Raw genomic sequence first — 22,800 nt, 5'->3', positions numbered from 1 at the left:
GGGGGTTGATGCCGGTGCATCAGGCCGCATATCGACAGAGCATGAAACGTCGCAATTTTCTCAAAGGGAGCGCCTTGCTCGCCGCCCTCGGGCTGGGCGGGGGCGCAGGAGCCATGGCCATATCCTCATCACGCAACCGCTATTACGCCGGGCCCTCTTCGGATCATTTTGACGGGGTGAGGTTCTTCAATCCCGGCGGCACACCGCTGCGCGGGCTGTCTGATGTGCTGAAATGGCAATGGGGCGGCAACCGCGCCAGATGGCCGGAGCAGGTGACGGTTGCCGCCACCAGACCTGCAGCTCAGGTCGAGGATCTGACCATCACCATGGTCGGCCATGCCACGCTGCTGATTCAGACGGCTGGCCTCAACATCCTGACCGATCCGGTCTGGTCCGACCGCGCCAGCCCGCTGGCCTTTGCCGGGCCCAAGCGGGTGGCAGCGCCCGGCATCGCCTTTGCCGATCTGCCCCGGATTGATGCGATCCTGCTCAGCCACAACCACTACGACCACCTTGACCTGACCACGCTGGCCAGCCTGCACGCCGCCCATGCGCCGCAGATCATCACGCCTTTGGGCAATGATGCGATCATCCGCAGCGCGGTGCCCGAGGCGCGGATCACCGTCGCCGACTGGGGGCAAGCGGTGCCGTTCGGACCGCTGACCGTGCATTTCGAGCCCTGCCATCACTGGTCCGCGCGCGGCATGGCGGACCGCTCGATGGCGCTCTGGGCCGCCTTTCTGATCGCCGGGCCGGCGGGCAAGATCCTGCACATCGGCGACACCGGCTTTGATCAGGGGCGGCCCTACCGGGCCCTGAGTGCAAAGCACGGGGCCATACGCGCCGCGATCCTGCCAATCGGAGCCTACGAGCCGCGCTGGTTCATGCAAGGCCAGCACCAGAACCCGGCCGAAGCAGTCGAGGGCTTTGTGCTTTCGGGTGCAGCGCATGCCATCGGCCACCACTGGGGCACCTTTCAGCTGACCAACGAGGCGCGGGATGCCCCGCTGGCGGCGCTGGAAACCGCACTTGCAGCCAAAGCCATCCCCGCCGACCGCTTCCGCCCGCTTGCCCCCGGCGACATGTGGGAAATCCCGCGCGTCTGATCCGTCTGCGCGCCGCCCCCTCCCCCAGCCCCTCCCCACAAGGGGGAGTGGAGGCACTCCAAATCCCACGGGCTCCCCGCGGCAACAGCCACACGCGGACCGGATGGCCGAAACTGCGCCTCCCTCCCCCCTCGTGGGGGAGGGCTGGGGTGGGGGGCGCGTCAGGTCGCGCGGTGAAAGGTCAGGTAATGCGGGGCACGCCCCTCACGCAGGGCCTTTTGCTCATAGCGGGTCGAGATCCAGTCCTCCCAAGCCGCGCCCTCGCCGGTCTGGCGGTCCAGCACAAACCCGGCCTTTGGCACCTCTTCCAGCGTCTGGCGCACGTAATCGGGAATGTCGGTGGCGACCCGGAACTCGGCCCCCGGCTTCATCACCCGCGCCAGCAGCGCCAGATAGCCCGGTGTCACAAAGCGGCGGCGGTGGTGGCGGGCCTTGGGCCAAGGGTCGGGATAGTTCAGAAACACCTTGTCGACCGACGCTTGCGGCAGCACGTCGAACAGATCGCGCGCATCGCCGGGATGGATCGCCAGATTGGTGACGCCCGCAGCCCTGATCTTGCCCAGGAGCATGGCAATGCCGTTCACAAACGGCTCGCAGCCGATCAACCCGACCCCGGGGTTGCGCGCCGCCATATGGACCAGATGCTCACCGCCGCCAAAGCCCACCTCCACCCAAACCGGGCGCGGGGTGGCAAAGAGTGATGCCAGATCCAGCGGGGTCCGGTCGGGGTTTTCCGAAGGCCCTACCCCCTGCAGGCGCAGGCTTTCCAGATCGTTGGCCAGATAATCCTTCTGGCTGGCGCGCAGGGTCTTGCCATGCACCCGGCCATAAAAGTTGCGACGTTCCGTTGGCTCGGCCATGCGCTGTGATCCTGTTCCCGTGTCTGCCGCGCCTAGTGTCAGGATGAACCGCGCGGGTCAAGACCGGGCCCGCCGGGCCCCTCCGCGCCGCCGTTACAGCGCGTCTTCAGGCCCCTGCCCGTCGATGACTGGCTCCTCCGGTGGCGGTTCGGGCAATGCCTCGGTCACGACCGCCGCCTGTGGACCACGCCCGCGCGTACCCCGTCGCCCCATGTCCCATTCCAGCCAGTTCAGATAGCCGATCAGCTGCGGCATGGTCGGGTCAGAGCGTTCGATGTAATCGCGCGCCTCGCGCATGCCCGATTGCAGAACCGCGCCCGGCAGCGGCGACTCTGTCCGCGTCTCGCGCCGGTCATGCACCACCCAGCGTGGCCCGCCCAGCCAGACGGCGGCGAACATCACCTTGGCGCGCACAGGTTCGGTGCCACCCACAATCAGCGAGTCGTAAAACACCCGGTGGGTCTCTTGCCAGGTCCGCGAATGATAGGCCGGGCCTTCTTCGTTGCCGACCCCGCAAAACGCGTCATGCACGGCGGCGGCATTGATGAACTCGCGCGACCGAGGCTCGCCGACGATGGGGATGAACACCTTGGGGATCGACGCGCCATCGGTCAGCGTGGCGCGCGGGGCGACCCATTCGCGCCCGCTGCCATCGACAAATTCCAGCGGCTCGGCGATGGGGCGAAACTCCAGCGCCCGGCCCGGCAGACGGACGACACGCTGTTCCAGCCGCACCGGAGAGTTGCGGAAAAAGCAGGCGGCAGAGCTGTCGGCAATATCGCGGCATTCCTGCGTCGATGCGCTGATCCGTGTGGCGGACAGCTGGGTCTGCGTCGGGACACAGGCCAGAAGCACCCCACCCGCGACAAGACTGATCAGGGTCGGGCGGATAAACCCTGCAACTGCTGAAAAAAACATGATGTCCATCCTGAGAAAACGGGAGGGAATTCCAAAAAGAGACGCGCGCCCGATAATAGCCGGGCGCGCGCAAAAATGTCAGACGGCTTTTTTCAGCGCCTCGACCAGATCGGTCTTTTCCCAGCTGAACCCGCCATCCGCATCCGGCATGCGGCCAAAATGGCCATAGGCGCTGGTGCGGGCATAGATCGGGCGGCTCAGGTTCAGATGGGTGCGGATACCACGCGGTGTCAGGTCCATGCAGGCCGCGACAGCGCGTTCGATCTGCGCCGCCTCCACCTGACCGGTGCCATGGGTATCGACATAGATCGACAGCGGCTCGGCCACACCGATGGCATAGGACACCTGCAACGTGCAGCGGTCGGCCAGCCCGGCCGCCACCACGTTTTTCGCCAGATAGCGCGCGGCATAGGCGGCAGACCGATCCACCTTGGTCGGGTCTTTGCCCGAAAACGCGCCGCCGCCATGCGGGGCCGCGCCGCCGTAAGTGTCCACGATGATCTTGCGCCCGGTCAGCCCGGCATCGCCATCCGGCCCGCCGATCACGAAAATGCCCGTGGGGTTCACGTGCCATTTGGTCGCGTCGGTCAGCCAGCCGTCGGGCAGCACCTCGCGGATATAGGGCTCCACAATCGCGCGGATGTCGGCGGAGGTCTGGGTTTCCAGCGCATGCTGGGTCGAGAGCACGATCGAGGTCACCTCGACCGGCTTGCCATCTACGTAGCGCAGTGACAGCTGCGATTTGGCATCCGGCCCCAGCGTCGGCTGCTCGCCCGATTTGCGCACCTCGGCCAGACGGCGCAGGATCGCCTGCGCGTATTGCAGCGGTGCAGGCATCAGCTCGGGGGTTTCGCGGCAGGCATAGCCGAACATGATGCCCTGATCACCGGCACCGTCCTTATCAACACCTTGCGCGATATGGGCCGACTGGCCGTGCAGGTAATTCTGCACCGTCAGGGTTTTCCAGTGAAACGCATCCTGCTCGTAGCCGATGTCCTTGACGCAGTCGCGGACAATGCCTTCGACACGCTCCAGCATTGCATCGGTGGCAGCTTTGCTTGACAACCCCACCTCGCCGCCGACAACCACGCGGTTCGTCGTCGCAAAGGTCTCACATGCGACACGGGCGTTGGGTTCTTCGGTCAGGAATGCATCGAGAATGGCATCGGATACGCGGTCACAGACCTTGTCGGGATGCCCCTCGGAAACGGATTCCGAGGTAAATACGTAATTCTTGCGGCTCATGGGGTCGTGCTCCAATTGAATGATCCCTGCCACGTCAGGAAGCCGTTGTGGCAGTTCAGCATGGTGCGTAGAGCCAATGTTACAAAGCGTCAAGCAAAGGCGGCCCTGCGCCGCCGCAAAGCAAGCGCAATAAGACTCAACAACAGCAGAATTGCCGGGGCTTCGCCCCATTTCGCGTAGGGCGTCGCCCCCAGCGCTCCGGGCACCGAAGCCACATCCAGATAGCCCGCCGTGCCAAAGGCCAGCGCCTGCACCACCCGCCCACGCGCATCAATCACCGCCGTCACCCCGGTATTGGCCACCCGGATCAGCGGCAGACCCTGCTCAATCGCCCGCAGCCGCGCCTGCTCGAAATGCTGAAATGGCCCGGTCAGCGTGCCAAACCATGCATCATTGGTGATCTGCAGCATCCAGTCCGGCCGCTCCGGCGCGCCGCGTGGGATTTGCGGAAACACCGCCTCATAGCAAATCAGCGGCAGCACAAGGCCAAGGTCGGGCCCCAGATCCAAAACCTGCGGCCCGGTGCCCGCCGAATAACCATTGCCAACCTGCGCCGCAAACGCCCCGATCCCGAACCAGTCCTGCAACAGATCGCCCATCGGCATGTATTCGCCGAACGGCACCAGATGAAACTTGTCATAACTCGCAACCAGCGCACCGTCCCCCTCCAGCACGCGCAAGGAATTCCAGCCCCGGTCCCCCTCGACCCGCTGGATGCCGATTGCCACCTTGTTCCCGCCAGAGGCATCCGTGATCATCGGGGCCACCTCGGGCGAGTATTCCAGCAGGTAGGGCACCGCTGTTTCCGGCCAGATCGTCAGATCGGCGGGGGTGCCGTCACGCGTAAATTCCAGCTGGCGATGAAAAAGGATCCGCGCCTGATCAGGATCCCATTTCAGATGCTGCTCGGCATTCGGCTGCACCAGCCGCAAAGACGCCGCCCGCGCGGGCGGCTCCGGCTGATCCAGCTGCCACAGGCCAAACCCCGTCCCCGCGATTACCGCCACAACGGCAAACCCTGCCCCCCACCAGCGGTGCATCAGCGGCAAGGCGGCCAGCGCCAGCGTAAGCACCGTCAGCCCCGTTGCACCCATCAGCGCCGTGACCTGCACCAGCGGCATGCCGTGCCACATATGCCCGACCAATGCCCAGGGAAATCCGGTCAGGATATAACCGCGCAGCAGCTCCACCGCGCCCAGCCCGGCGGCCAGCGCCAGGGGCCGCACCGGAAAACGACAGGCCGCCGCATTGGCCGCCGCCCAGAACAGCCCAAAGCCAAAGGCCATCAGGACAACCGCAAACGGCGCCATCCAGCCATAGAGCCAAGGGTCAATGAAAAACGGCGACACGATCCAGGTGAGCGAGGCTCCGAAATACCCCGCCCCGACCAAAAGCGCGACCCAGCCCGACCCGACGACCGACACCGGTCGCAGCATCCGCGCCATCGCCCAGACCAGCGCCGGAAACGCCAGATACCACGCCGACAGCGGCGCCTGCCCCAAGGCAACCGCCGCCCCCGCCAGCACATCCAGCGCCGCTGCCCGGCGGTCGGGCAGCGTGCCAAAGATCCGCGCGCGCATCTTCAAGATGCGGCCGGCTCCACCAGTTTCGGGGCCGGAGCCACCGCTTCGGCCACAATGTCAGGCTTGCTGCCCGGCAACCGCACCCTCAGCCGCTTGATCCGGCGCGGATCGGCCTCGACAACCTCAAACTCGGCCCCCGATTCATGCGGTACGATCTCGCCGCGCACCGGCACGCGGCCCGTGCGCACAAAGACCAGACCGCCCAGCGTGTCGATCTCTTGGTCATCCTCGCCATTGCGCAATCTGAACCCGATCAAGGCCTCAAACTCTTCCAGCGGGGCGGTGGATTGCGCCAGAAACACGCCCGGCTTTTCCTCTTTCCAGAGCAGACCTTCGTCTTCGTCATGCTCATCCTCAATCTCGCCGATGACGGTTTCGATCAGGTCTTCGATGGTCACCAGCCCGTCAACGCCACCATATTCGTCAATCACCAGTGCCATATGTACCCGTTCGCGCTGCATCTTTTGCAACAAGACGCCAATTGGCATCGACGGCGGGGCAAACAGCAAGGGCCGCAACAAATTGCGCAGCGAAAACCGGCCTGACGAGCCAAAGCCATGCTGCAACGCCAGATCTTTCAACAAAACCAGCCCCTGCGGGTGGTCCAGCGTGCCCTTGTAGACCGGCAACCGGGAAAAGCCCTGTTCGCGGAACACCTCGACCAGCTCATCACGGCCAATGTCAATGGGAACGGCGGCAATATCAACCTTGGGGATCGCCACATCATCGACCCGCAGCCGCCGCAGATTGCCAAGGCCCGGCACCGAGGGCCCGCCCGAAGGCATCGCAGTCAGCGTATCGTCGGATTTGCCACCAGACGGGCTGTCGGCCCCGGAAAACACACCCATCAACCGCCCGAAAAGACCTCTACTCGGAGGTTGATCTTCTTCGGTCTGTACACCAGACGGCGCGCCCTGCGCCGCCGTAGACCCGTCGTTACTACTGCCCATCGGTCCTTTTCCTAAAAACACCCGCCTTTCGGGTGCCGTTTCAATATGGGTCATCTACCCCAAGCGTGGCAAGTGTCGCCACTTCGTGTTTTTCCATCAGTGCTGCATCTGCATCGTCAACGTGATCATAACCCAGCAAATGTAACACACCATGAACCACCAGATGTGTGACATGGTCGGCCAGCGGCTTGCCCGCCGCCTCCGCCTCGCGCGCGCAGGCGTCATAGGAAATCGCAATATCGCCCAGCGACCACGGCTCTGCCGCGTCCCCCGCAAGGGGCAAAGCAGGCACCACGCCAGGCGTGCCCTCGGCAAGTAACTCCGACGGCCAGCTTAACACATTGGTCGGCACAGGTTTGCCGCGAAACTCGGCGTTCAGCACCGAAATCCGCGCATCATCGCAGCCCATGACGCACAGGGTGAAGCCCTGCTCCGGCAGCCCCAGCGCCGCCAGCACCGCCGACGCCGCGCGCAGGGCAAGGGGCTCCAGCCCCAGACCTTCCCAGCGGGCATCCTCAATCACGCAATCGACCAAAGGTTCCATCCGCGCGCCCTACTCCAAGCAGGCGGGCCGGGCAAGCAAATCCAGAGCGCCCTCTGTTTTCTGTCCGAAAATATCCGCGGGGGCCAATTTGGCTTGCCACTGGTTCGAAAAACAAACGCCGGGGGGCAGACAGCCCCCCGGCGCATTCAGCAATCCCGTCACTCAGGCCTGTGGCGCCTCATCTGACTCGTAGGCTTCGATGATCCGCGCCACCAGCGGGTGCCGCACCACGTCTTTGGACGTGAAGTAGTTGAACGTCACCCCGCGCACACCCTTCAGGATGCGCTCTGCATCGGCCAGACCTGATGGCATCCCGCGCGGCAGGTCCACCTGTGTGCGGTCGCCGGTGATCACCATGCGAGACCCCTGCCCCAACCGGGTCAGGAACATCTTCATCTGCATGGTGGTCGCGTTCTGCGCCTCATCCAGCACCACAAAGGCATTGGCGAGGGTCCGCCCGCGCATAAAGGCCAGCGGTGCAATCTCGATCCGCTTTTCCTCCAGCAGCTTCTGAACCTGCTTGGCGGGCAGGAAATCGTTCAGCGCGTCATAGAGCGGCTGCATATAGGGATCGACTTTTTCCTTCATGTCGCCGGGAAGGAACCCCAACCGCTCGCCCGCCTCCACCGCAGGGCGCGACAGGATGATCTTTTCCACCGCGCCAGAGACCAGCATGGTCACACCGACCGCCACCGCCAGATAGGTCTTGCCGGTGCCCGCAGGCCCGATGCCAAAGCCAAGCTCATGGCTGAACAGGTTGGCCACATAGGCCTTTTGTGCCTCTGTCCGAGGCTCAACCGGCTTTTTGCGGGTGCGGATTTCCATGCCGGGGTTGAACAGCTCGATCTGTTCGCCCTCGGCCCCCAGCGTGGCCTGACCAAGGCGCATCGCCCCGTCAATGTCACCCGCAGCCACGGTGCGACCGGATTCGAGCCGGGCATACAGGCTGCGCAGCACGGCTGCCGCCTGCTCCCGCGCGCCCTTGTCCCCGATCACCGCAAGGCGGTTACCGCGCCGCAGAATGTGAACGCCGATCTGGTGTTCGACCTGTGCAAGATTGCGGTCAAACTCGCCGCACAGATCTATCAGCAAACGGTTGTCAGGAAATTCGAGGACGCTCTCGATCATGTCCTCGGGTTTGGTCGGGGGGGTCAGCGCGCTGATGCCCAATGAGGTCTCCTTTAGCTAGGGCCTGTATGTATCGTGCGCCGCGTCACATGATCTGGCAAGCATCGATTTCGTGTCGACCCGAGTTTATATCCAGCGCCCGCACGGAAATGTGACACTTGCCCAAATGACAGGCAAAGGCTCCAACTGACAAAAAGGGCCACGGTTCCCCGTGGCCCCTCAGAATTTTGCAGACTGCGCGCGTCAGTTCCCGCGACGCACCACGGTACGGATGCCCGGACCGGGCACATAATCGCGAATACCTTCACTGCCGGTCTGGTAGTTGCGAATCACGGTTCCCGGCGGATAGTGGTTGTTGCAGACCGGCAGACCCGACACCGGGTCAAAGCGCGGGCTGGAATAGCCTTCCACGCCGTCATCCATGATCCAGTTCTGGCAGCCGTCAGGATCATAGGCAATCGCCGCCTGGCCATTGCGCAGAACGCCCGAATCGCGGCCCTTGTCCAACCCGGTCGCGATAACCGAATCCGGGCCGTGGTACGGCCGCAGGCCGCTTTGACCGGCCTCGCCGACACAACCGCCAACGGCCATGATCGCCAATACTGCGCCGATTTTGAATGTACTGTTCATGTTGATCACCACCGGTAGCAGACGACTTCGACCCGACGATTCTGCTGCATGCCTGCAGCCGAATTGTTCGAGGCGACGGGCTGACGTTCGCCATAGCCGATTTCGCGTTCCACATGGGCACCGACCGAACGGGCGACATTGGCCACGGCAGCAGCACGACGCTTGGACAGACCCATGTTGTATTCATCCGACGCGCGGCTGTCGGTATGTCCATAGATGGCATAACCGAAGGCGCCCGCAGACTGGAAGAACGATTGCAACCGCGACCGCCCATGCGAGGTCAGCTGCGCAGAGTCGGTTGCAAACAGCTGATCGGTGTTTTCCACCAGACAGGTGTTGCGCTTCAGACAGACCGGTTTGCCGTCTTTCGGGTTACGGCGCGGAACCATATACCCTTCAAGACCGCCATCGGCCCACCAGTGCATGCAACCGTCGTCGTCGATCCACACGCCCCATTCGATTTTGCCGGTGACCTGAGGAGCGCCCTGCGCCATGGCGGTTGTCGCACCCGACATACCGACCGCGAGCGCCGCTCCCCCCAGGATCATCCGCATTGCTTTGGAAAAACACTCCACAGCAGCAGCCCCCTTCAATTGTGACTATTTACGAGCAGACTTATCCGACCAGAATTGCCGTCGAGAAAAAGTGAAGTAAAGCGAAATCTGAACAATTCAGGGCATTTATGTGGCAGAGGTCTGGCAGCAGACCCCGCGCGCCCGTAGATTTCCCGGCACTGTTTCCGATGGAAAAACAACCCGCCCCCAAGGGTGCGATTGGACAGGTTTACGAAATTCTGACTGCCGACAGCGAGTTGGCCGACGAAGCTAAGACACGCACCCGCGCCAGTTCCCCCACCTTGCCCGTCGCATCATTCACGTGAACCGCATGCAGGTGGTCAGATTTGCCCACCATCTGACCGGGCTGGCGTCCGGGCTTTTCATACAGCACCGTCACCTCACGCCCGACCATCGCCTCTTGCCCGGCGCGCTGTTGCTCCAGGATCAGCGCCTGCAGCTCCTGCAGCCGCCGGTCAGCGACGTCCGCCTCAACCGGAGGCTTTTCCGCCGCCGGGGTGCCGGGGCGGGCGGAATACTTGAACGAATAGGACTGGCCAAAGCCGACCCGGCGCACCAGATCCAGCGTAGCCTCAAAATCGGCATCGGTTTCGCCGGGAAAGCCGACAATGAAATCGGACGAGAACAGCGTATCGGGCCGCGCCGCCCGGATGCGCTCGATCACCCGGAAGTAATCGTCGCGCGTGTGCTTGCGGTTCATCGCCTTCAGAATCCGGTCAGACCCGGACTGAACCGGCAGATGCAGATAGGGCATCAGTTGCGGCACGTCGCCATGTGCTGCGATCAGATCATCATCCATATCATTGGGATGACTGGTCATATAGCGAATGCGCTCCAGCCCGTCGACCTCTGCCAGGGCCCGTATCAGCCGGCCCAACGTCCAGTCCCCACCCTCACCCATACCGTGATAGCCGTTGACATTCTGCCCCAGCAACGTGACCTCACGCACGCCACGCGACACCAGATCGCGCGTCTCACGCAAGATACGGTCGACCGGGCGGCTGACCTCGGCCCCGCGGGTATAAGGCACAACGCAGAAGGCGCAGAACTTGTCGCAGCCTTCCTGCACGGTCAGAAACGCGGTCGGCCCGCGCAGCGCCTTGCGCTCGGGCAGATGGTCAAACTTGTCCTCGGCAGGGAATTCGGTATCGACCTGCGGGCCCGTCGCCCGCGCCAAGGCGGGCAAGCGGTGATAGGCCTGCGGCCCGACCACAATATCGACCAAGGGCATCCGCCGCTGAATCTCGGCGCCCTCGGCCTGCGCCACACAGCCCGCCACCCCGATCTTCAGATCTGGCTTTGCGTCCTTCAGCGGCCGCAACCTTCCCAGATCGGAAAACAGCTTTTCGCTGGCCTTTTCCCGGATGTGGCAGGTGTTCAGCAGAACCATGTCCGCCTCTTCCACCACCTCGGTCAGCGTATAGCCATCCGCGCCCATGGCCTCGGCCATACGCTCGCTGTCATAGACGTTCATCTGACAGCCATAGGTCTTGATGAACAGCTTCTTGGCATCAGACATGGCTTACCCCGCCGTGGATCAGCGCGCCTTCTACCGCGAACTGCGTCCGGGCGCAACGCAGGGGCGCACGGCCCCGAAACCCACAATGCCAGAGAACCAGCCCCTTGCAATAAGCGCCCCCATCGCCGATTCTGACGCCAACCAGCGGGATCGCCATCCCCAGCGGAGGACACATGCGCCACACCGGGCTGACCGCCTTTCTGACCGTCGCCAAAGAGATCATCGGCAAAGGCCCGGTCGCCGTGGTCATGGCCGAAGATGAGGTCGAGGTGGATACCACCCTGCGCCATCACCAGACCGCAGGCTTTCCGGTTGTGGTGCTGCTGGCACCGCCCGAAATCAGCCTGCCCGCCGGGATCGAAGACAGCATTCACCGCGTCGATCACGATGTGCATGCCGAAGGTGCGCTGGTAGAGGCGGTCAACCAGATCATCGAAGCGGCCCCCGGCATCTGGCTGTTTTACTGCTACAACGCCGAATACCTGTTCCACCCGTTTTGCGAGTCGCGCAACATACCGGAACTGCTGACCTTTCAAAGCGAAGAGCGGCGTGAGGCCATTCTGACCTATATGATTGACCTCTATGCCGGCGATCTGCAGCGCTTTCCGAACGCGGTGTCGCTGGCCGACGCCCATCTGGACAAGTCAGGCTATTACGCCCTTGGCCGCCCCGACCCCGCCAATCACAATTACCCAAAGGAACGTCAGCTCGATTTCTTTGGCGGTCTGCGGTGGCGGTTCGAGGAGCATATCTCGCCCCAGCGCCGCAAGATTGACCGGATCTGCCTGTTCAAGACCAGACCCGGCCTGACCCTGAACAGAAATTTCACGCTGTCCGACGAAGAGATGAACACCTACGCCTGCCCCTGGCACAACAACATCACCACTGCACTTGTGTCGTTCCGCACCGCCAAGGCCCTGCGCAGCAATCCGGGGTCACGCTTTGATATCCACGATTTCCGCTGGCACAATTCCATCCCGTTTGAATGGCACAGCCAGCAACTGATGGATCTTGGCCTGATGGAACCGGGGCAATGGTTCTGACGCCCGAGCCTGCCTGATCAGGCGGGCGCGACCAGACGGCCCAGGACACGCCCCCCCAGAATATGCAGATGGTAATGCGGCACCTCTTGCAGGCCATGGGTACCCGCGTTGGTGATGGCGCGATACCCCTCTGGCCCGGTCAGGCCCAGCATCTCGCAGATCTGCGCGCAGGCGCGGTGGAAATCGACCATCTCTTCGGCAGATGCTTTTGCCGCAAACTCGGCAAAATCCACATAGGCGCCCTTGGGGATCACCAGCACATGCACCGGCGCCTGCGGGCCGATGTCGTGAAACGCCAGCGTATGCGGGGTTTCCAGCACGGTCTTGTTGGGAATTTCGCCGCGCAGGATGCGGGCAAACACGTTGTTCGGATCATAGGGTTTTGTCATTGGCTCAGTCCACAAACAGATATTCGGTGCCCGCAATCTCGCGGGCCTTTTCGACCGGGATGTCCAGAAACTCGGCCAGCGGCAGGGTGTTTTCATCGACAGAGGCCGATTGGCGGATGCGGTGCATATCCTTGAAGCCAGCGTCGCGGATGCGGTCGGATTCAAACTTTACATCATAGCGGATGGTCGGCAACAGCCGGTCGATGGTTTCCTGCGGGGTCCGGTCCCCGGCAAGCCCTACCCGCCGTGCATGGCCGATCAGATAGTCATCGGTGAAATCGCAGTCGATCTCCAGCAGACGCACGGTCGCCTTGTCATTGTAGAAATCCTGCATCAGATCGACATTCGCCGGGTCAATGCACAGCACCAGCTTGTCGGTCTGCCAATAGTCGAACAGCATCCGCACCAGCGCACGGCGGTGGCGGGTGCGTTTTTCCAGCGTGGTCTGGATGCCGCCCAGATCGGGCAAGGGCGTGCTGTCTTCGTTGAACAGGTATTCGATCGCCGGCATGTTGGTCACCTGCCGCACCCGGTCCACCAGTCGTTTGGCCACATGCCATTTCTTGCAGGTCACCATCATCAGCTGCCGCTCGCGCCCCAGCGTGCTTTCGCGTTCCCAGAACCGCGGCGCAAAGCGGCGGCCGATCCTGCCGCGCCCGGTCAGAAACTTGAACAGGCTCCGCCCCTCGTTCGAGATCTGGAACCGCACATTCCGGGTGGTATACAGCTTGCCAAGCCGGGCTTTCAGATCCTTGGCCTGCGGGCTGATCTTGCGGGCAAAGATATAATCCTGGCTGAGCAGCAGGTCGTAGTGATCGTTATAGAACGTCACCGGCATCCCGTAATCGGTGAACATCAGAAAGGTCAGCGTCCGGCAGCGGATCTCATGCTCGGGCACCAGATGGCGCACCAATGTCTGAAAAAACGTCTCATCCGGAATCCATGTCGTACGGAAAAACCGCATCACATCGCGGCGGCGGTCGCAGAACTGCAACAGTTGTTCAATCGTGCGGCGGCGCAGGCACCACCATTGCGACCCGATCTGCATCTGGATATCGGCAGGCACCTTGCGCGTCAGGCCCAGTTTGCGCTGCCAGTCCATCGAGCGGTAGAACCACGCCTTCTGGCTGCGCTCGTTGAAATAGTGGCGAAAGATCAGCCGCTCTTCGCGGATGCCGGTCTTGATCCAGTCAGAGTTGAAGAAATCGACGCTTTCGATGTAATCGACATCGTCCCGGTCCAGAAAATCATGCGCGTATTCCGCCGATTTGATCGGCATGCAATCGCCCGACAGCATGTAGAAATGCGTGGCCTTGGGAAACGCCTCAACGGCGGCACGCACCGCCAGCAGCGACGCCTCAACCAGACTCCACTCCCCCCAGCCGCATTTGACCCGGCGCTTGGCAAAAACCACCGAAGCGTTCGAGGCCAGCGTCTCCCGGATCTGGTCAAAATCCCGCTGGTTCGCATTTGCGTCAAAATGGATCGACACATAATCGCCCGCGGCCGTCAGCCGCTCCGCCTGCGCGATGATGCCTTCAGGGTCTTTGTGGGTCAGCAGGATGTAGGCTATTCTTGCCATATTGGCGACGGTCCCCGAGGCGGCTGAGTCACTGTTTCTCTAAATAGCTTTATCACACGTTGAAACGACAGAGTTTATTTGCAAATCTCGCCGCAAGAATGCACCGGGCGCCCAAGCCCGGCAGGAATGGAGCAGTTTGATATGGGTTTTCCCGGCACCTGGATGACGGAAAGCGAAAGCATGGTGTATCGGGTGGTCCCGAAATGCGCCTGTTCGACAATCGGGCAGATCATGTATTACTCCGACCATGGCACGTTTTTTGACGGCGATATTCACGATTCGAAAAACGGCTTGCACAAATGGGCGCAAGACGACAGCCAGCCGCTGATCGAGCGCAACGTCAAGGCGCATAAATCCTTTGCCTTTACCTGCGTGCGCAACCCCTATCAGCGCATCCTGTCGTCATTCTTTGACAAGATTTGCGGCATTCAGCGCAACGGCAAACGCTATCGCGGCAATCTGGTGCCGCAGCTGGCGCAGAAATACGGGGTCGAGGTGGGCAGCCCCGAGACGGATTTCGACTTTGACCAGATCAAGAGTTTCCGCCGTTTTCTGCTCTTTGCCCGCGACACCATCCGCTGGCGCAAACCGATGGAGCCTGACATTCACTGGTCGGCGATGTCGGGCCATATTTCGACCTTTATCGTCAATGGCGGCCGCTACGACCACATCTTTTATACAGAGATGTTCAACGACGGCATGCAGGTGGTGCTGGACAAGACCAGGCACAAGCACGCGGTCGATCTGAAGAAAATTCCCCGCTTCAACGAAAGCGAAGGACACGGCCCGAAACGCGCGCATCCGGTCGAGGAGTATTTCGACGATCTGTCGCGGCATCTGGTCTGGGAAATCTACAAACGCGATTTCCAGTTGTTCAAATATGATTTCGACAATCCGGGCAACAAGCTGCCCATTGGCCAGATTGATCTGGATGAGGTTCACGCCAAGCTGGGCGACTGACTTTGCTATGGCTTTGCCGGTTGGCTGCCCTAGGTTGCTGCGCAGCAGAAATGGGGGCGGTCAATGCGGGCAGTGATCATCATGGGGTCTGGCCCCGGCGTTTTGGCGGCACAAGGCTGGGCCAAGGATAACGCAACTTTGGTCGTCATCAACAACGCCTGGCAGGTGCGGCCCGACTGGGATGTGCTGATCCACCCGGATGACTTTCCGCCGGAGCGGCGGCCCGCACACCCCGCCCACGGTCAGCAGATCGTGACCTCGGCCGATTATGTCCCGCTGCAAAACGCGCTCGGTGGCTTTGTCTATGCGGGCGGCACCATGGCCTTTACCGCCGCCTATTGGGCGCTTGGCGCGCTGCGCCCCGATGTCATCGGCTTTGTCGGTTGCGATATGGTCTATCCTGCCACCGGCCACACGCATTTCTACGGCACCGGCACGGCTGACCCTCTGCGCCCCGACATCACCCTGCGCTCGCTGGAGGCGAAATCGGCGCGGTTCATGGTGCTGGCGGCGCAAGCGGGTTGTGCGGTGGTGAATCTGTCAGACGCGGCACAAAGCCGCCTGATCTTTCCCCGCACAGATCGCACGAAACTGTTTACCCGGGAGCCTCAACCCTTTGACCCAAGCCTGACCCAAGCCGCCCTGAAACGTGAGGCAGAGCTGGGTTATGTTGTACCTTCGGGCAAATACTGGAAAGAGGCCGACCGTTTTGATCCGGCCGAAATCGACCGGATCGACGCAATGTGGCTACATGCGGCTGGCGTCAGATCAGCCCTTCACGCCGGAACAGTGCTTTCAGATCCGCCTCTGGCCGCGCCCCAAAATGGCTGATCACCTCTGCCGCCGCTACACAGCCCATCCGACCTGAGGTGGCAAGGCTCTGCCCCGTTGCCACGCCATAGATAAACCCTGCGGCGAACAGATCGCCCGCCCCGGTCGCATCGACGGGCACGATCCGCTTGACCGGTGCCACAGCCTGCTCTTCGCCCCGCACCAGAATGACATCGTGACCAGACCGCGTGCAGACCACCAGCCCCGAATCCTGTGCCGCCTGTTCCAGCGCGGTGCTCAGGTCGGTCTGGTACAGCGATTCCCACTCGTGCTCGTTGCCGATGACGTAGTCCAACTCCTTGACCAGACGGCGGAACCCGTCGCGGTGCCGGTCCACGCAGAACGGATCTGACAGAGCGATGCCCGCTTTGCCGCCATTGGCCCGGCACAGCTGCGCCGCCCGTTCAAAGGCCTGTTTCCCCTTGGGCTTGTCGTAAAGATAACCCTCAAGGAACAGGATCTCGGCCTGCCCCGCCACCTCATCCGCCACATCCTCGGGGCCAAGTTCCGACGAAATCCCCAGATAGGTGTTCATCGACCGCTCGCCATCGGGCGACACAAAGATCATCGAGCGCGAGGTCGGCAATTCGCCCCCCGGCACCGGCGCATTCACAAAGCTGGTGCCGTTGTCATCCATCGCCTTGGCATAGAACCGGCCAAGCGCATCGTCATGCACCCGCCCGATAAAGCCGGTGGTCAGCCCCAGATTACCCAATCCCGCCAACGTATTGGCCACCGATCCGCCCGGCGCCTGCTTGCGGTCTTTCATCGCAGCGTACAGCAATTCGCCGCGCTCACGCTCCACCAGCTGCATGATGCCTTTTTCGATGCCCATCAGCTCCAGAAAGCTGTCATCCGACTGGGCAAAGACATCCACGATGGCATTGCCGATACCGACGACCTGATACGTTTTCATTCGGTTTTATCCTCGTAAAGGCACCAGTCCCGGATCGGGCAGATACCGCATTTGGGTTTGCGCGCGACGCAGATATACCGACCATGCAGGATAAGCCAGTGATGCGCGTGATGCTGAAATTCCGCCGGCACATTGTCCTCAATCGCGCGCTCCACCACATCGACATCGCGGCCGGGGCAGATGCCGGATCGGTTGCCGACGCGAAAGATATGCGTATCCACCGCCTGTGCCGGTTGATGAAACCACATGTTCAGCACCACATTCGCCGTCTTGCGCCCGACGCCCGGCAAAGATTGCAGCGCCGCCCGGCTTGATGGCACTTCGCCGCCGTACTGGTCCACCAGAATCTGGCTCAACTTGATCACATTCCGGGCCTTGGTGCGATAGAGGCCGATGGTCTTGATATACTCCATCAGCCGCTCCTCACCGATGGCGAGCATCTTGGCGGGCGTATCGGCAATGGCAAACAGCGCCCGTGTCGCCTTGTTCACCCCTATATCCGTCGCCTGCGCCGACAGCGCCACCGCCACCACCAGCGTAAAGGCGTTCACATGCTCCAGCTCGCCCTTCGGCTCCGGCTCCGCCTGCTGGAACCGGGTAAAGACGGCGCGCATGTCGTGGTAATCAAGCTGTCTGACCATAGGCGTTTGCACCATACTCCGCGCGTCATCGCAAGCCGGGAAAAGCCGCAGGAAACGGGTCGCAAAGCGATGGTCCCGGCCTTAGGGTAAGGGCCAAGGAGAGCCGCAATGTCAGACCTGTCGCCCGAATATCATTACAACGTCATCGGCCGTGCCATCCGCGAGATCGACGCCGCCGGGCCGGGCCTGACGCTTGACGCTCTGGCCCAGCGGATGGGGATGAGCCCGGCGCATTTTCAACGGGTGTTCTCGGCCTGGGTCGGCGTCAGCCCGAAGCGGTATCAGCAATATCTGGCACTCGACCACGCCAAATCGCTGCTCGCCACCCGTCACACCACGCTGGCGGCGGCAGACGGCGCGGGCCTGTCAGGCTCTGGCCGGTTGCACGACCTGTTCCTGACATGGGAGGCGATGACACCCGGCGATTTCGCCCGCGCGGGCGAGGGGCTGACCATCCGGCACGGCTGGTTCGACAGCCCGTTTGGCCGCGCCATCGTCACCGGCACCGAACGCGGCATCTGCGGTATCGGCTTTGCCTCTGAGACCGGCGAAGATGCCGCGTTAGACGACATGCTGAGCCGATGGCCAAAGGCGCAGTTCGTGCATGATCCCGCCCTGCTACGACCATGGGTGCTGCAAGCCTTTGGCGCGCGCCCCGGACAAAATGCCGATACGCCGCTGTTCCTGATCGGCGCGCCGTTCCAGATCAAGGTCTGGGAAGCCCTGCTGCGCATCCCCTCGGGTCATGTCACCACCTACAGCGACATCGCCACCGTCATCGGCCACCCAAAGGCCGTGCGCGCCGTCGGCACCGCCGTCGGGCGCAACCCGATCAGCTTGCTGATCCCCTGCCACCGCGCGGTGCGCAAGAGCGGGGCCTTGGGCGGCTATCACTGGGGTCTCCCGGTCAAGCGCGCCATCCTTGCCCATGAATCCGCTCGCGCTGATGCCGCCAACACCGCAATGTGATGCGCGGAATTTTGCGCAAGCCCGATGGGAACTGTATGGTGAGCCATTGCGTTGGTATACTGCGCAAGCAGTCGGCGGGTCTGACCCGCGACGCATAGTATTCATGAGGCGGCAGAAATGACCTTTAAGACCCCCCTTCTTTTCTCCGCGGCTTCGCTTCTGGCGCTGACCGCTTGTGTTGACCCGAACGCCTATCCCGACAATCCGAACGCCCGCACCCAACAGGGCGCGATCATGGGTGGTCTCGTTGGCGCTGCTGCTGGTGCCAGCGGCGGCGGCAGCGACAGCTTTCGCAAAGCAGTCGTCGGCGGCGTGATCGGCGCGGCAGCGGGCGGTGCCATCGGCGCGACACTCGACCGTCAGGCGGCTGAACTGCGCAGCTCGATCAACAACCCGAATGTGACCGTGACCAACAACGGCGACTATCTGACCGTGAACCTGCCACAGGATCTGCTGTTCGCAGTGGACAGCACCGCTCTGCGGCCTGACCTGCGCTCGGATCTGGGATCGGTGGCGCAAAGCCTGATCCGCTATCCCAACAGCCGGATCGAAGTGATCGGCCACACCGACAACACCGGCTCGGCCGCCTATAACTACGATCTGTCGCAGCGCCGTGCATCGGCTGTGTCATCCGTGCTGACCCAGAATGGCGTTCCGTTCAACCGGATCACCAATATCGGTCGCGGCTTTGATCAGCCCATCGCGTCGAACGCCACGCCGCAGGGTCGCGCGCAAAACCGCCGCGTGGAAATTCTCATCCGCCCGACCTCGTAACATCCCGGCGATCGCCGACCGGGCCGCCCCAGCTTGGGGCGGTCCTTTTTTGTTGGTTTTCAGATGCAGAGATTGGCCTTGAGTGCTGCGCGCGGCGGTCATAGATTCTGACCAATCCAATCAGGTGCCCGCGTTCATGCCTTTTACCAAGATCCAGACCGAAAAGCTCTCCCAGTCGGTGGTGCGCCAGATCGAGCAACTGATCCTGCGCGGCATCCTGCGCCCCGGTGAGCGGCTGCCTTCGGAACGCGAACTCTCTGACCGCCTGGGCGTTTCCCGCCCCTCCTTGCGTGATGCGGTGGCCGATCTGCAAGCGCGGGGCCTGTTGTCCAGCCGCGCCGGTGCCGGCATCTATGTCGCCGAAGTCCTCGGCTCTGCCTTTTCCGGCGCGCTGGTTCAGCTGTTCGCCACCCATGACGAGGCGGTGTTCGACTACATCGCCTTTCGCCGCGACATGGAGGGGCTGGCCGCCGAACGCGCCGCCCGGCTCGGGTCTGACACCGACCTCAAGGTCGTTGATGTGATCTTTCAGAAAATGGAAGCCGCCCATCTCAAACGTGACCCGACGGATGAAGCCGCGCTCGACGCGCAATTCCATCTGGCCATCATCGAATCCAGCCATAACGTGGTCATGCTGCACATGATGCGGTCGATGTATGATCTGCTGCGGCAGGGGGTGTTCTACAACCGGCAAATGATGTTCCGCAACCGCACCACGCGCGAGCTGCTGCTGGATCAACACCGCGCCATCAACACCGGCCTGCAAGCGCGCGACCCTGTCGCTGCCCGTGCCGCGGTCGAAGCGCATCTGACCTATGTGGAGCAATCCCTGTCGGATCAGCTCAGGGCCGACCGGAATGAGGCGATTGCCCAACAACGCTTTCAGCACGAACAGAACCGGACATGAAAAAACCGGCCCATTGGCCGGTTTTCTAGTCATTTATACGCTCAGGGTCAGATCAGTGCAGCTTGGCATCAACCTGCTGGATGGCGGCGTCGATTGAGGCTTGCGCCGTCTCGGCCGTCATCTGTTTGGCCAACACTGCACCAGCGGCGGCGACAGCAACCGAAATCGCCTCTTCGCGCACAGCCCGTACCGCCGAATTTTCGGCCGCCTGAATCTGCTCCTCTGCCGCTGCCAACCGGCGGGCAATCGACTGGTGCATATCCGTCTTGGCCTGCGCCGCGGCGGCCTCTGCTTCGGCCTTGGCCGCGGCAACGATCCGCTCCGACTGTTCCTTGACCTCTTTCTGCTTGCGCTCATACGACGCCAGCAGAGCCTTTGCCTCTTCGCGCAGGGCGCGAGCCTCTTCCAGATCGGCCTTGATCTGAACCGCGCGCGCGTCAAGCATGCCGGTGATCTTGGACGGAACCTTGAAGTAAACCAAAATTCCGATGAAGACGATAAAAGCGATCGTCACCACGAAATCAGAGTTGCGCAGGCTGAAGAACGGACCGGTTGCTGCAAACGCAGGGCTTGCCGCCAGTGCCAGGAAAATGGTGGTCAGTCTGGTCATCGCATTACCCTTTCAGCCGGGCGGAAACCGCCGCAGAGACAGCGCGGGCATCGCGTGAGCCACCCAGTGCCGCAACCAGTTCCTGCGCCGTATCCTTGGCAACCTCGGACACAGCCGCCATCGCACCGGCGCGGATTTCCGCAATCCGTCCCTCGGACTCGGCAGATTTTGCCGAAATCTCGGCGTCTGCCCGGGCCAGCGCCACATCCAGATCTTTCTGGATCTCGGCCTTGGCCTCTGCCACGATCTTGTTGGCATCGGTCCGCGCCTGCGCCAGCGCATCGGTATAGGCCCGCTCGGCGGCAACCGCCTGCAGCTTCATTTCTTCGGCGGCAGCAATGTCATTGCTGATCGTGCCCTGACGTTCGGCCAGAACCGCGCCAATGCGCGGCAGACCGATCCGCGACAGAAAGAAGTAAATCGCGATCAGCGCAACCAGAAGCCAGAAGATCTGGTTCGGCATCCAGTCGGTGCACAGCTGCGGCATGCCGATGGCACTGCCGTTCAGCCCAAGGCAAGAGCTGACAGCAGCCCCACCATGTGCAACACCTTCTGCGAGTGTTTCAGTAGCCATCATGTCCTCCATCGGACCCTTTGAAACTCAAGGGGGCAACGCATGCGCGCTGCACCCCTGTTTCGCAAGACGTCAAAGGGTGATCAGGCTGCGAACATCAGCAGGAGGGCGACGAGGAAGGCAAAGATGCCCAGAGCTTCGGCGAACGCCAGACCGATGAACAGGGTCGCGGTCTGACCGGCGGCTGCCGACGGGTTGCGCAGTGCGCCTGCCAGGTAGTTGGCGGCCACATTGCCCACGCCGACTGCGGCGATGCCCGCACCGATGGCTGCAATGCCGGCGCCGATGAATTTGCCAAGTGCGGCTGCTGCTGCGAGTTCCATGTGATGCTCCTTACGATGGAATTTGGATTTCTGAGAGAGATGAACCGGTATCAGTGCCCCGGATGCAGCGCATCCTTGAGGTAAACACAGGTCAGGATGGTAAAGACGTAGGCCTGAATCACAGCCACCAGCACTTCAAGCGCATAGATGGCGGTTATCGCGAGGATAGAGGCCGGCGCGATCAGCGCGATCCCGGCAAAAGCGGCAAACACCTTGATCACGGCGTGACCGGCAGTGATGTTGCCCGCAAGACGAATGGAATGGCTGACCGGGCGCACAAAGTACGAGATCACTTCGATCACCGCGATGATCGGGCGCAGGAACAGCGGCGCGTCCTTCATCCAGAACAGGCCCAGGAAATGCGCGCCGTTCTTGACAAATCCGATGATGGTCACCGCAAAGAACACGCCAAAACCCAGAACCGCAGTGACGGCAATCTGCGAGGTCGGCGAGAACGACATCGGGATCAGCGCCAGCATGTTCGAGAAAAAGATGAACAGGAACAGCGTCATGACCCAGGGGAAGTACTTCACCCCGTCATGGCCGGTCACATCTTCGACCATCTTGTAGATAAAGCCGTAAAACACTTCGGCAACCGACTGCAGCCGGGTCGGGATCACGGCTCGACCACGGGTGCCCAGCACGAACAGCGCCACGACGCACAGCACCGCCAGCAGCATCCACAAGGTCGCATTGGTCGGCGTGTACCACATCACCGGACCGTCGCCGAACAGCGGCTTTACGATGAACTGGTCCATCGGATGGAACACCAGATCACCATCCTTGGTGTGTATGTCTTCTTCCACCTCAGTCATCCCTCTGATCGGCTGCGTCTTTGGCCAGCCGGCGTTCCTGCAACTCGTTCGCCGACCGCAGCATGGTTTTCACCCCCGCGGCCAGACCGAACCCGATAAACAGCACCAGGAATATCGGCATGGTCCCCAGCAGGGTATCCAGTCCGTATCCGATGCCAAAGCCGATCACCAGACCGGCCACAAGCTCGATGACCATCCGCCAGGCCACTTGGGCCTGAGAATAGTCTTTCTTCATATGGGGCACCGGTTCCGTGGCTGCCTTTGCCGCTGCGATCCGGGCCTCCAACACCTTTAACCGGGCGTCATCGGACGGATTGCGCGGGTCGGACACGGTTTGCCCCCCATGAATATGGTTGAGGCGGTGCTAATGGCACATCGGCTCCGAGTCAAGCAAGCGTGGGATTTAGT

The 22,800-nt window shown here is 62.2% G+C and carries 26 protein-coding genes and 1 riboswitch; of the genes, 7 read left to right on the top strand and 19 right to left on the bottom strand.

The features are described from left to right. The first annotated feature begins 74 nt into the window (after nt 1-74). Nucleotides 75-1,106, top strand: coding sequence for an MBL fold metallo-hydrolase (locus D1012_RS06370; protein WP_233517027.1), 1,032 nt, complete (start codon nt 75-77; stop codon nt 1,104-1,106). 161 nt (nt 1,107-1,267) lie between these two features. Here D1012_RS06370 and trmB read toward each other — a convergent pair whose 3' ends face one another. The 10 genes from trmB to miaB form a co-directional block, all read right to left on the bottom strand. Next, the gene (gene trmB, locus D1012_RS06365) at nt 1,268-1,966 is read right to left on the bottom strand and encodes a tRNA (guanosine(46)-N7)-methyltransferase TrmB (RefSeq protein WP_118150479.1); all 699 of its coding nucleotides are present in this window, start codon (nt 1,964-1,966) and stop codon (nt 1,268-1,270) included. Between the two features lie 93 nt (nt 1,967-2,059). Next, a complete protein-coding gene (locus tag D1012_RS06360) occupies nt 2,060-2,884 on the bottom strand; it encodes a DUF1353 domain-containing protein (protein ID WP_158569239.1) in 825 nt (274 codons plus the stop codon). Nucleotides 2,885-2,962: 78 nt separating this feature from the next. Next, the gene (metK, locus tag D1012_RS06355; RefSeq protein WP_118150477.1) at nt 2,963-4,129 is read right to left on the bottom strand and encodes a methionine adenosyltransferase; all 1,167 of its coding nucleotides are present in this window, start codon (nt 4,127-4,129) and stop codon (nt 2,963-2,965) included. 7 nt (nt 4,130-4,136) lie between these two features. After that, nucleotides 4,137-4,186, bottom strand: a riboswitch (SAM-SAH riboswitch). 32 nt (nt 4,187-4,218) lie between these two features. After that, entirely contained in the window at nt 4,219-5,709 is a 1,491-nt protein-coding gene (lnt, locus tag D1012_RS06350; protein WP_118150476.1) for an apolipoprotein N-acyltransferase, read from the bottom strand. A gap of 2 nt (nt 5,710-5,711) precedes the next feature. Then, entirely contained in the window at nt 5,712-6,662 is a 951-nt protein-coding gene (locus D1012_RS06345) for a transporter associated domain-containing protein (protein WP_118150475.1), read from the bottom strand. A gap of 40 nt (nt 6,663-6,702) precedes the next feature. Beyond that, entirely contained in the window at nt 6,703-7,206 is a 504-nt protein-coding gene (ybeY, locus tag D1012_RS06340) for an rRNA maturation RNase YbeY (RefSeq protein ID WP_118150474.1), read from the bottom strand. 162 nt (nt 7,207-7,368) lie between these two features. Further along, entirely contained in the window at nt 7,369-8,376 is a 1,008-nt protein-coding gene (locus D1012_RS06335) for a PhoH family protein (protein WP_435530902.1), read from the bottom strand. 201 nt (nt 8,377-8,577) lie between these two features. After that, complete coding sequence (locus D1012_RS06330; RefSeq protein ID WP_147335629.1) at nt 8,578-8,964, bottom strand: hypothetical protein; 387 nt, start codon at nt 8,962-8,964, stop codon at nt 8,578-8,580. Nucleotides 8,965-8,969: 5 nt separating this feature from the next. Then, the gene (locus D1012_RS06325) at nt 8,970-9,512 is read right to left on the bottom strand and encodes an OmpA family protein (protein ID WP_118150597.1); all 543 of its coding nucleotides are present in this window, start codon (nt 9,510-9,512) and stop codon (nt 8,970-8,972) included. 235 nt (nt 9,513-9,747) lie between these two features. After that, entirely contained in the window at nt 9,748-11,058 is a 1,311-nt protein-coding gene (gene miaB / locus D1012_RS06320) for a tRNA (N6-isopentenyl adenosine(37)-C2)-methylthiotransferase MiaB (RefSeq protein ID WP_118150472.1), read from the bottom strand. A 173-nt stretch (nt 11,059-11,231) separates the two neighbouring features. On the opposite strand from miaB, the gene D1012_RS06315 reads away from it, so the two are divergent. After that, nucleotides 11,232-12,101, top strand: a complete 870-nt coding sequence (locus D1012_RS06315; RefSeq protein ID WP_118150471.1) for a hypothetical protein — start codon at nt 11,232-11,234, stop codon at nt 12,099-12,101. A gap of 17 nt (nt 12,102-12,118) precedes the next feature. Here D1012_RS06315 and D1012_RS06310 read toward each other — a convergent pair whose 3' ends face one another. Further along, the gene (locus D1012_RS06310) at nt 12,119-12,490 is read right to left on the bottom strand and encodes an HIT domain-containing protein (protein ID WP_118150470.1); all 372 of its coding nucleotides are present in this window, start codon (nt 12,488-12,490) and stop codon (nt 12,119-12,121) included. A gap of 4 nt (nt 12,491-12,494) precedes the next feature. Continuing rightward, entirely contained in the window at nt 12,495-14,072 is a 1,578-nt protein-coding gene (locus tag D1012_RS06305) for a DUF5928 domain-containing protein (protein ID WP_118150469.1), read from the bottom strand. 141 nt (nt 14,073-14,213) lie between these two features. Here D1012_RS06305 and D1012_RS06300 point away from each other — a divergent pair, with 141 nt between their 5' ends. Together D1012_RS06300 and D1012_RS06295 are read left to right on the top strand one after the other, a co-directional pair. Continuing rightward, nucleotides 14,214-15,032 carry a sulfotransferase family protein gene (locus D1012_RS06300; protein WP_118150596.1) on the top strand — a complete coding sequence of 273 codons (819 nt, stop codon included), beginning with the start codon at nt 14,214-14,216 and terminating at the stop codon, nt 15,030-15,032. A gap of 63 nt (nt 15,033-15,095) precedes the next feature. Then, a complete protein-coding gene (locus D1012_RS06295) occupies nt 15,096-15,863 on the top strand; it encodes a hypothetical protein (protein ID WP_118150468.1) in 768 nt (255 codons plus the stop codon). On the opposite strand, the gene D1012_RS06290 is transcribed toward D1012_RS06295, so the two are convergent. After that, on the bottom strand, nt 15,796-16,779 hold the full coding sequence (locus D1012_RS06290) for an adenosine kinase (protein ID WP_118150467.1): 984 nt from the start codon (nt 16,777-16,779) through the stop codon (nt 15,796-15,798). The genes D1012_RS06295 and D1012_RS06290 overlap by 68 nt on opposite strands. After that, nucleotides 16,776-17,420: an endonuclease III gene (gene nth / locus D1012_RS06285; RefSeq protein WP_118150466.1), complete on the bottom strand. Its 645-nt coding sequence runs from the start codon at nt 17,418-17,420 to the stop codon at nt 16,776-16,778. The genes D1012_RS06290 and nth overlap by 4 nt, the downstream gene beginning before the upstream one ends. A gap of 108 nt (nt 17,421-17,528) precedes the next feature. Between nth and D1012_RS06280 the strand changes: the two genes are divergently transcribed. The 3 genes from D1012_RS06280 (at nt 17,529) to D1012_RS06270 (ending at nt 20,070) form a co-directional block, all read left to right on the top strand. Next, complete coding sequence (locus tag D1012_RS06280) at nt 17,529-18,389, top strand: methylated-DNA--[protein]-cysteine S-methyltransferase (RefSeq protein ID WP_118150465.1); 861 nt, start codon at nt 17,529-17,531, stop codon at nt 18,387-18,389. A gap of 117 nt (nt 18,390-18,506) precedes the next feature. Next, complete coding sequence (locus tag D1012_RS06275; protein WP_118150464.1) at nt 18,507-19,163, top strand: YiaD family glycine zipper/OmpA-like lipoprotein; 657 nt, start codon at nt 18,507-18,509, stop codon at nt 19,161-19,163. A gap of 136 nt (nt 19,164-19,299) precedes the next feature. Then, a complete protein-coding gene (locus D1012_RS06270) occupies nt 19,300-20,070 on the top strand; it encodes a FadR/GntR family transcriptional regulator (protein ID WP_118150595.1) in 771 nt (256 codons plus the stop codon). 52 nt (nt 20,071-20,122) lie between these two features. Here D1012_RS06270 and D1012_RS06265 read toward each other — a convergent pair whose 3' ends face one another. From D1012_RS06265 to D1012_RS06245, 5 genes are all read right to left on the bottom strand, one after another. Continuing rightward, complete coding sequence (locus D1012_RS06265) at nt 20,123-20,680, bottom strand: F0F1 ATP synthase subunit B (RefSeq protein ID WP_118150463.1); 558 nt, start codon at nt 20,678-20,680, stop codon at nt 20,123-20,125. 4 nt (nt 20,681-20,684) lie between these two features. Continuing rightward, nucleotides 20,685-21,254, bottom strand: a complete 570-nt coding sequence (locus D1012_RS06260; RefSeq protein ID WP_118150594.1) for a F0F1 ATP synthase subunit B' — start codon at nt 21,252-21,254, stop codon at nt 20,685-20,687. A gap of 83 nt (nt 21,255-21,337) precedes the next feature. After that, nucleotides 21,338-21,577: a F0F1 ATP synthase subunit C gene (locus D1012_RS06255; RefSeq protein ID WP_118150462.1), complete on the bottom strand. Its 240-nt coding sequence runs from the start codon at nt 21,575-21,577 to the stop codon at nt 21,338-21,340. Between the two features lie 50 nt (nt 21,578-21,627). Next, nucleotides 21,628-22,392, bottom strand: a complete 765-nt coding sequence (locus D1012_RS06250) for a F0F1 ATP synthase subunit A (RefSeq protein WP_118150461.1) — start codon at nt 22,390-22,392, stop codon at nt 21,628-21,630. Then, entirely contained in the window at nt 22,385-22,723 is a 339-nt protein-coding gene (locus tag D1012_RS06245) for an AtpZ/AtpI family protein (protein WP_233517026.1), read from the bottom strand. Before D1012_RS06245 ends, D1012_RS06250 begins: the two co-directional genes overlap by 8 nt. Between the last annotated feature and the right edge of the window lie 77 nt (nt 22,724-22,800).

The organism is Pseudotabrizicola alkalilacus, assembly GCF_003443995.1.
Lineage (GTDB): Bacteria > Pseudomonadota > Alphaproteobacteria > Rhodobacterales > Rhodobacteraceae > Pseudotabrizicola > Pseudotabrizicola alkalilacus.
This window is presented reverse-complemented; position numbering and strand designations above follow the sequence as displayed.

What these genes read in the sequence shown, in the direction of transcription:
- ybeY (WP_118150474.1), bottom strand. Translation starts at nt 7,206, where the DNA reads ATGGAACCTTTGGTCGATTGCGTGATTGAGGATGCCCGCTGGGAAGGT.
- D1012_RS06270 (WP_118150595.1), top strand. Translation starts at nt 19,300, where the DNA reads ATGCCTTTTACCAAGATCCAGACCGAAAAGCTCTCCCAGTCGGTGGTG.
- metK (WP_118150477.1), bottom strand. Translation starts at nt 4,129, where the DNA reads ATGAGCCGCAAGAATTACGTATTTACCTCGGAATCCGTTTCCGAGGGG.
- D1012_RS06275 (WP_118150464.1), top strand. Translation starts at nt 18,507, where the DNA reads ATGACCTTTAAGACCCCCCTTCTTTTCTCCGCGGCTTCGCTTCTGGCG.
- D1012_RS06345 (WP_118150475.1), bottom strand. Translation starts at nt 6,662, where the DNA reads ATGGGCAGTAGTAACGACGGGTCTACGGCGGCGCAGGGCGCGCCGTCT.
- D1012_RS06360 (WP_158569239.1), bottom strand. Translation starts at nt 2,884, where the DNA reads ATGTTTTTTTCAGCAGTTGCAGGGTTTATCCGCCCGACCCTGATCAGT.
- D1012_RS06310 (WP_118150470.1), bottom strand. Translation starts at nt 12,490, where the DNA reads ATGACAAAACCCTATGATCCGAACAACGTGTTTGCCCGCATCCTGCGC.
- D1012_RS06315 (WP_118150471.1), top strand. Translation starts at nt 11,232, where the DNA reads ATGCGCCACACCGGGCTGACCGCCTTTCTGACCGTCGCCAAAGAGATC.
- D1012_RS06300 (WP_118150596.1), top strand. Translation starts at nt 14,214, where the DNA reads ATGGGTTTTCCCGGCACCTGGATGACGGAAAGCGAAAGCATGGTGTAT.
- D1012_RS06250 (WP_118150461.1), bottom strand. Translation starts at nt 22,392, where the DNA reads ATGACTGAGGTGGAAGAAGACATACACACCAAGGATGGTGATCTGGTG.
- D1012_RS06330 (WP_147335629.1), bottom strand. Translation starts at nt 8,964, where the DNA reads ATGAACAGTACATTCAAAATCGGCGCAGTATTGGCGATCATGGCCGTT.
- nth (WP_118150466.1), bottom strand. Translation starts at nt 17,420, where the DNA reads ATGGTCAGACAGCTTGATTACCACGACATGCGCGCCGTCTTTACCCGG.
- D1012_RS06290 (WP_118150467.1), bottom strand. Translation starts at nt 16,779, where the DNA reads ATGAAAACGTATCAGGTCGTCGGTATCGGCAATGCCATCGTGGATGTC.
- D1012_RS06305 (WP_118150469.1), bottom strand. Translation starts at nt 14,072, where the DNA reads ATGGCAAGAATAGCCTACATCCTGCTGACCCACAAAGACCCTGAAGGC.
- D1012_RS06295 (WP_118150468.1), top strand. Translation starts at nt 15,096, where the DNA reads ATGCGGGCAGTGATCATCATGGGGTCTGGCCCCGGCGTTTTGGCGGCA.
- miaB (WP_118150472.1), bottom strand. Translation starts at nt 11,058, where the DNA reads ATGTCTGATGCCAAGAAGCTGTTCATCAAGACCTATGGCTGTCAGATG.
- D1012_RS06280 (WP_118150465.1), top strand. Translation starts at nt 17,529, where the DNA reads ATGTCAGACCTGTCGCCCGAATATCATTACAACGTCATCGGCCGTGCC.
- trmB (WP_118150479.1), bottom strand. Translation starts at nt 1,966, where the DNA reads ATGGCCGAGCCAACGGAACGTCGCAACTTTTATGGCCGGGTGCATGGC.
- D1012_RS06325 (WP_118150597.1), bottom strand. Translation starts at nt 9,512, where the DNA reads ATGATCCTGGGGGGAGCGGCGCTCGCGGTCGGTATGTCGGGTGCGACA.
- D1012_RS06255 (WP_118150462.1), bottom strand. Translation starts at nt 21,577, where the DNA reads ATGGAACTCGCAGCAGCAGCCGCACTTGGCAAATTCATCGGCGCCGGC.
- lnt (WP_118150476.1), bottom strand. Translation starts at nt 5,709, where the DNA reads ATGCGCGCGCGGATCTTTGGCACGCTGCCCGACCGCCGGGCAGCGGCG.
- D1012_RS06265 (WP_118150463.1), bottom strand. Translation starts at nt 20,680, where the DNA reads ATGACCAGACTGACCACCATTTTCCTGGCACTGGCGGCAAGCCCTGCG.
- D1012_RS06260 (WP_118150594.1), bottom strand. Translation starts at nt 21,254, where the DNA reads ATGGCTACTGAAACACTCGCAGAAGGTGTTGCACATGGTGGGGCTGCT.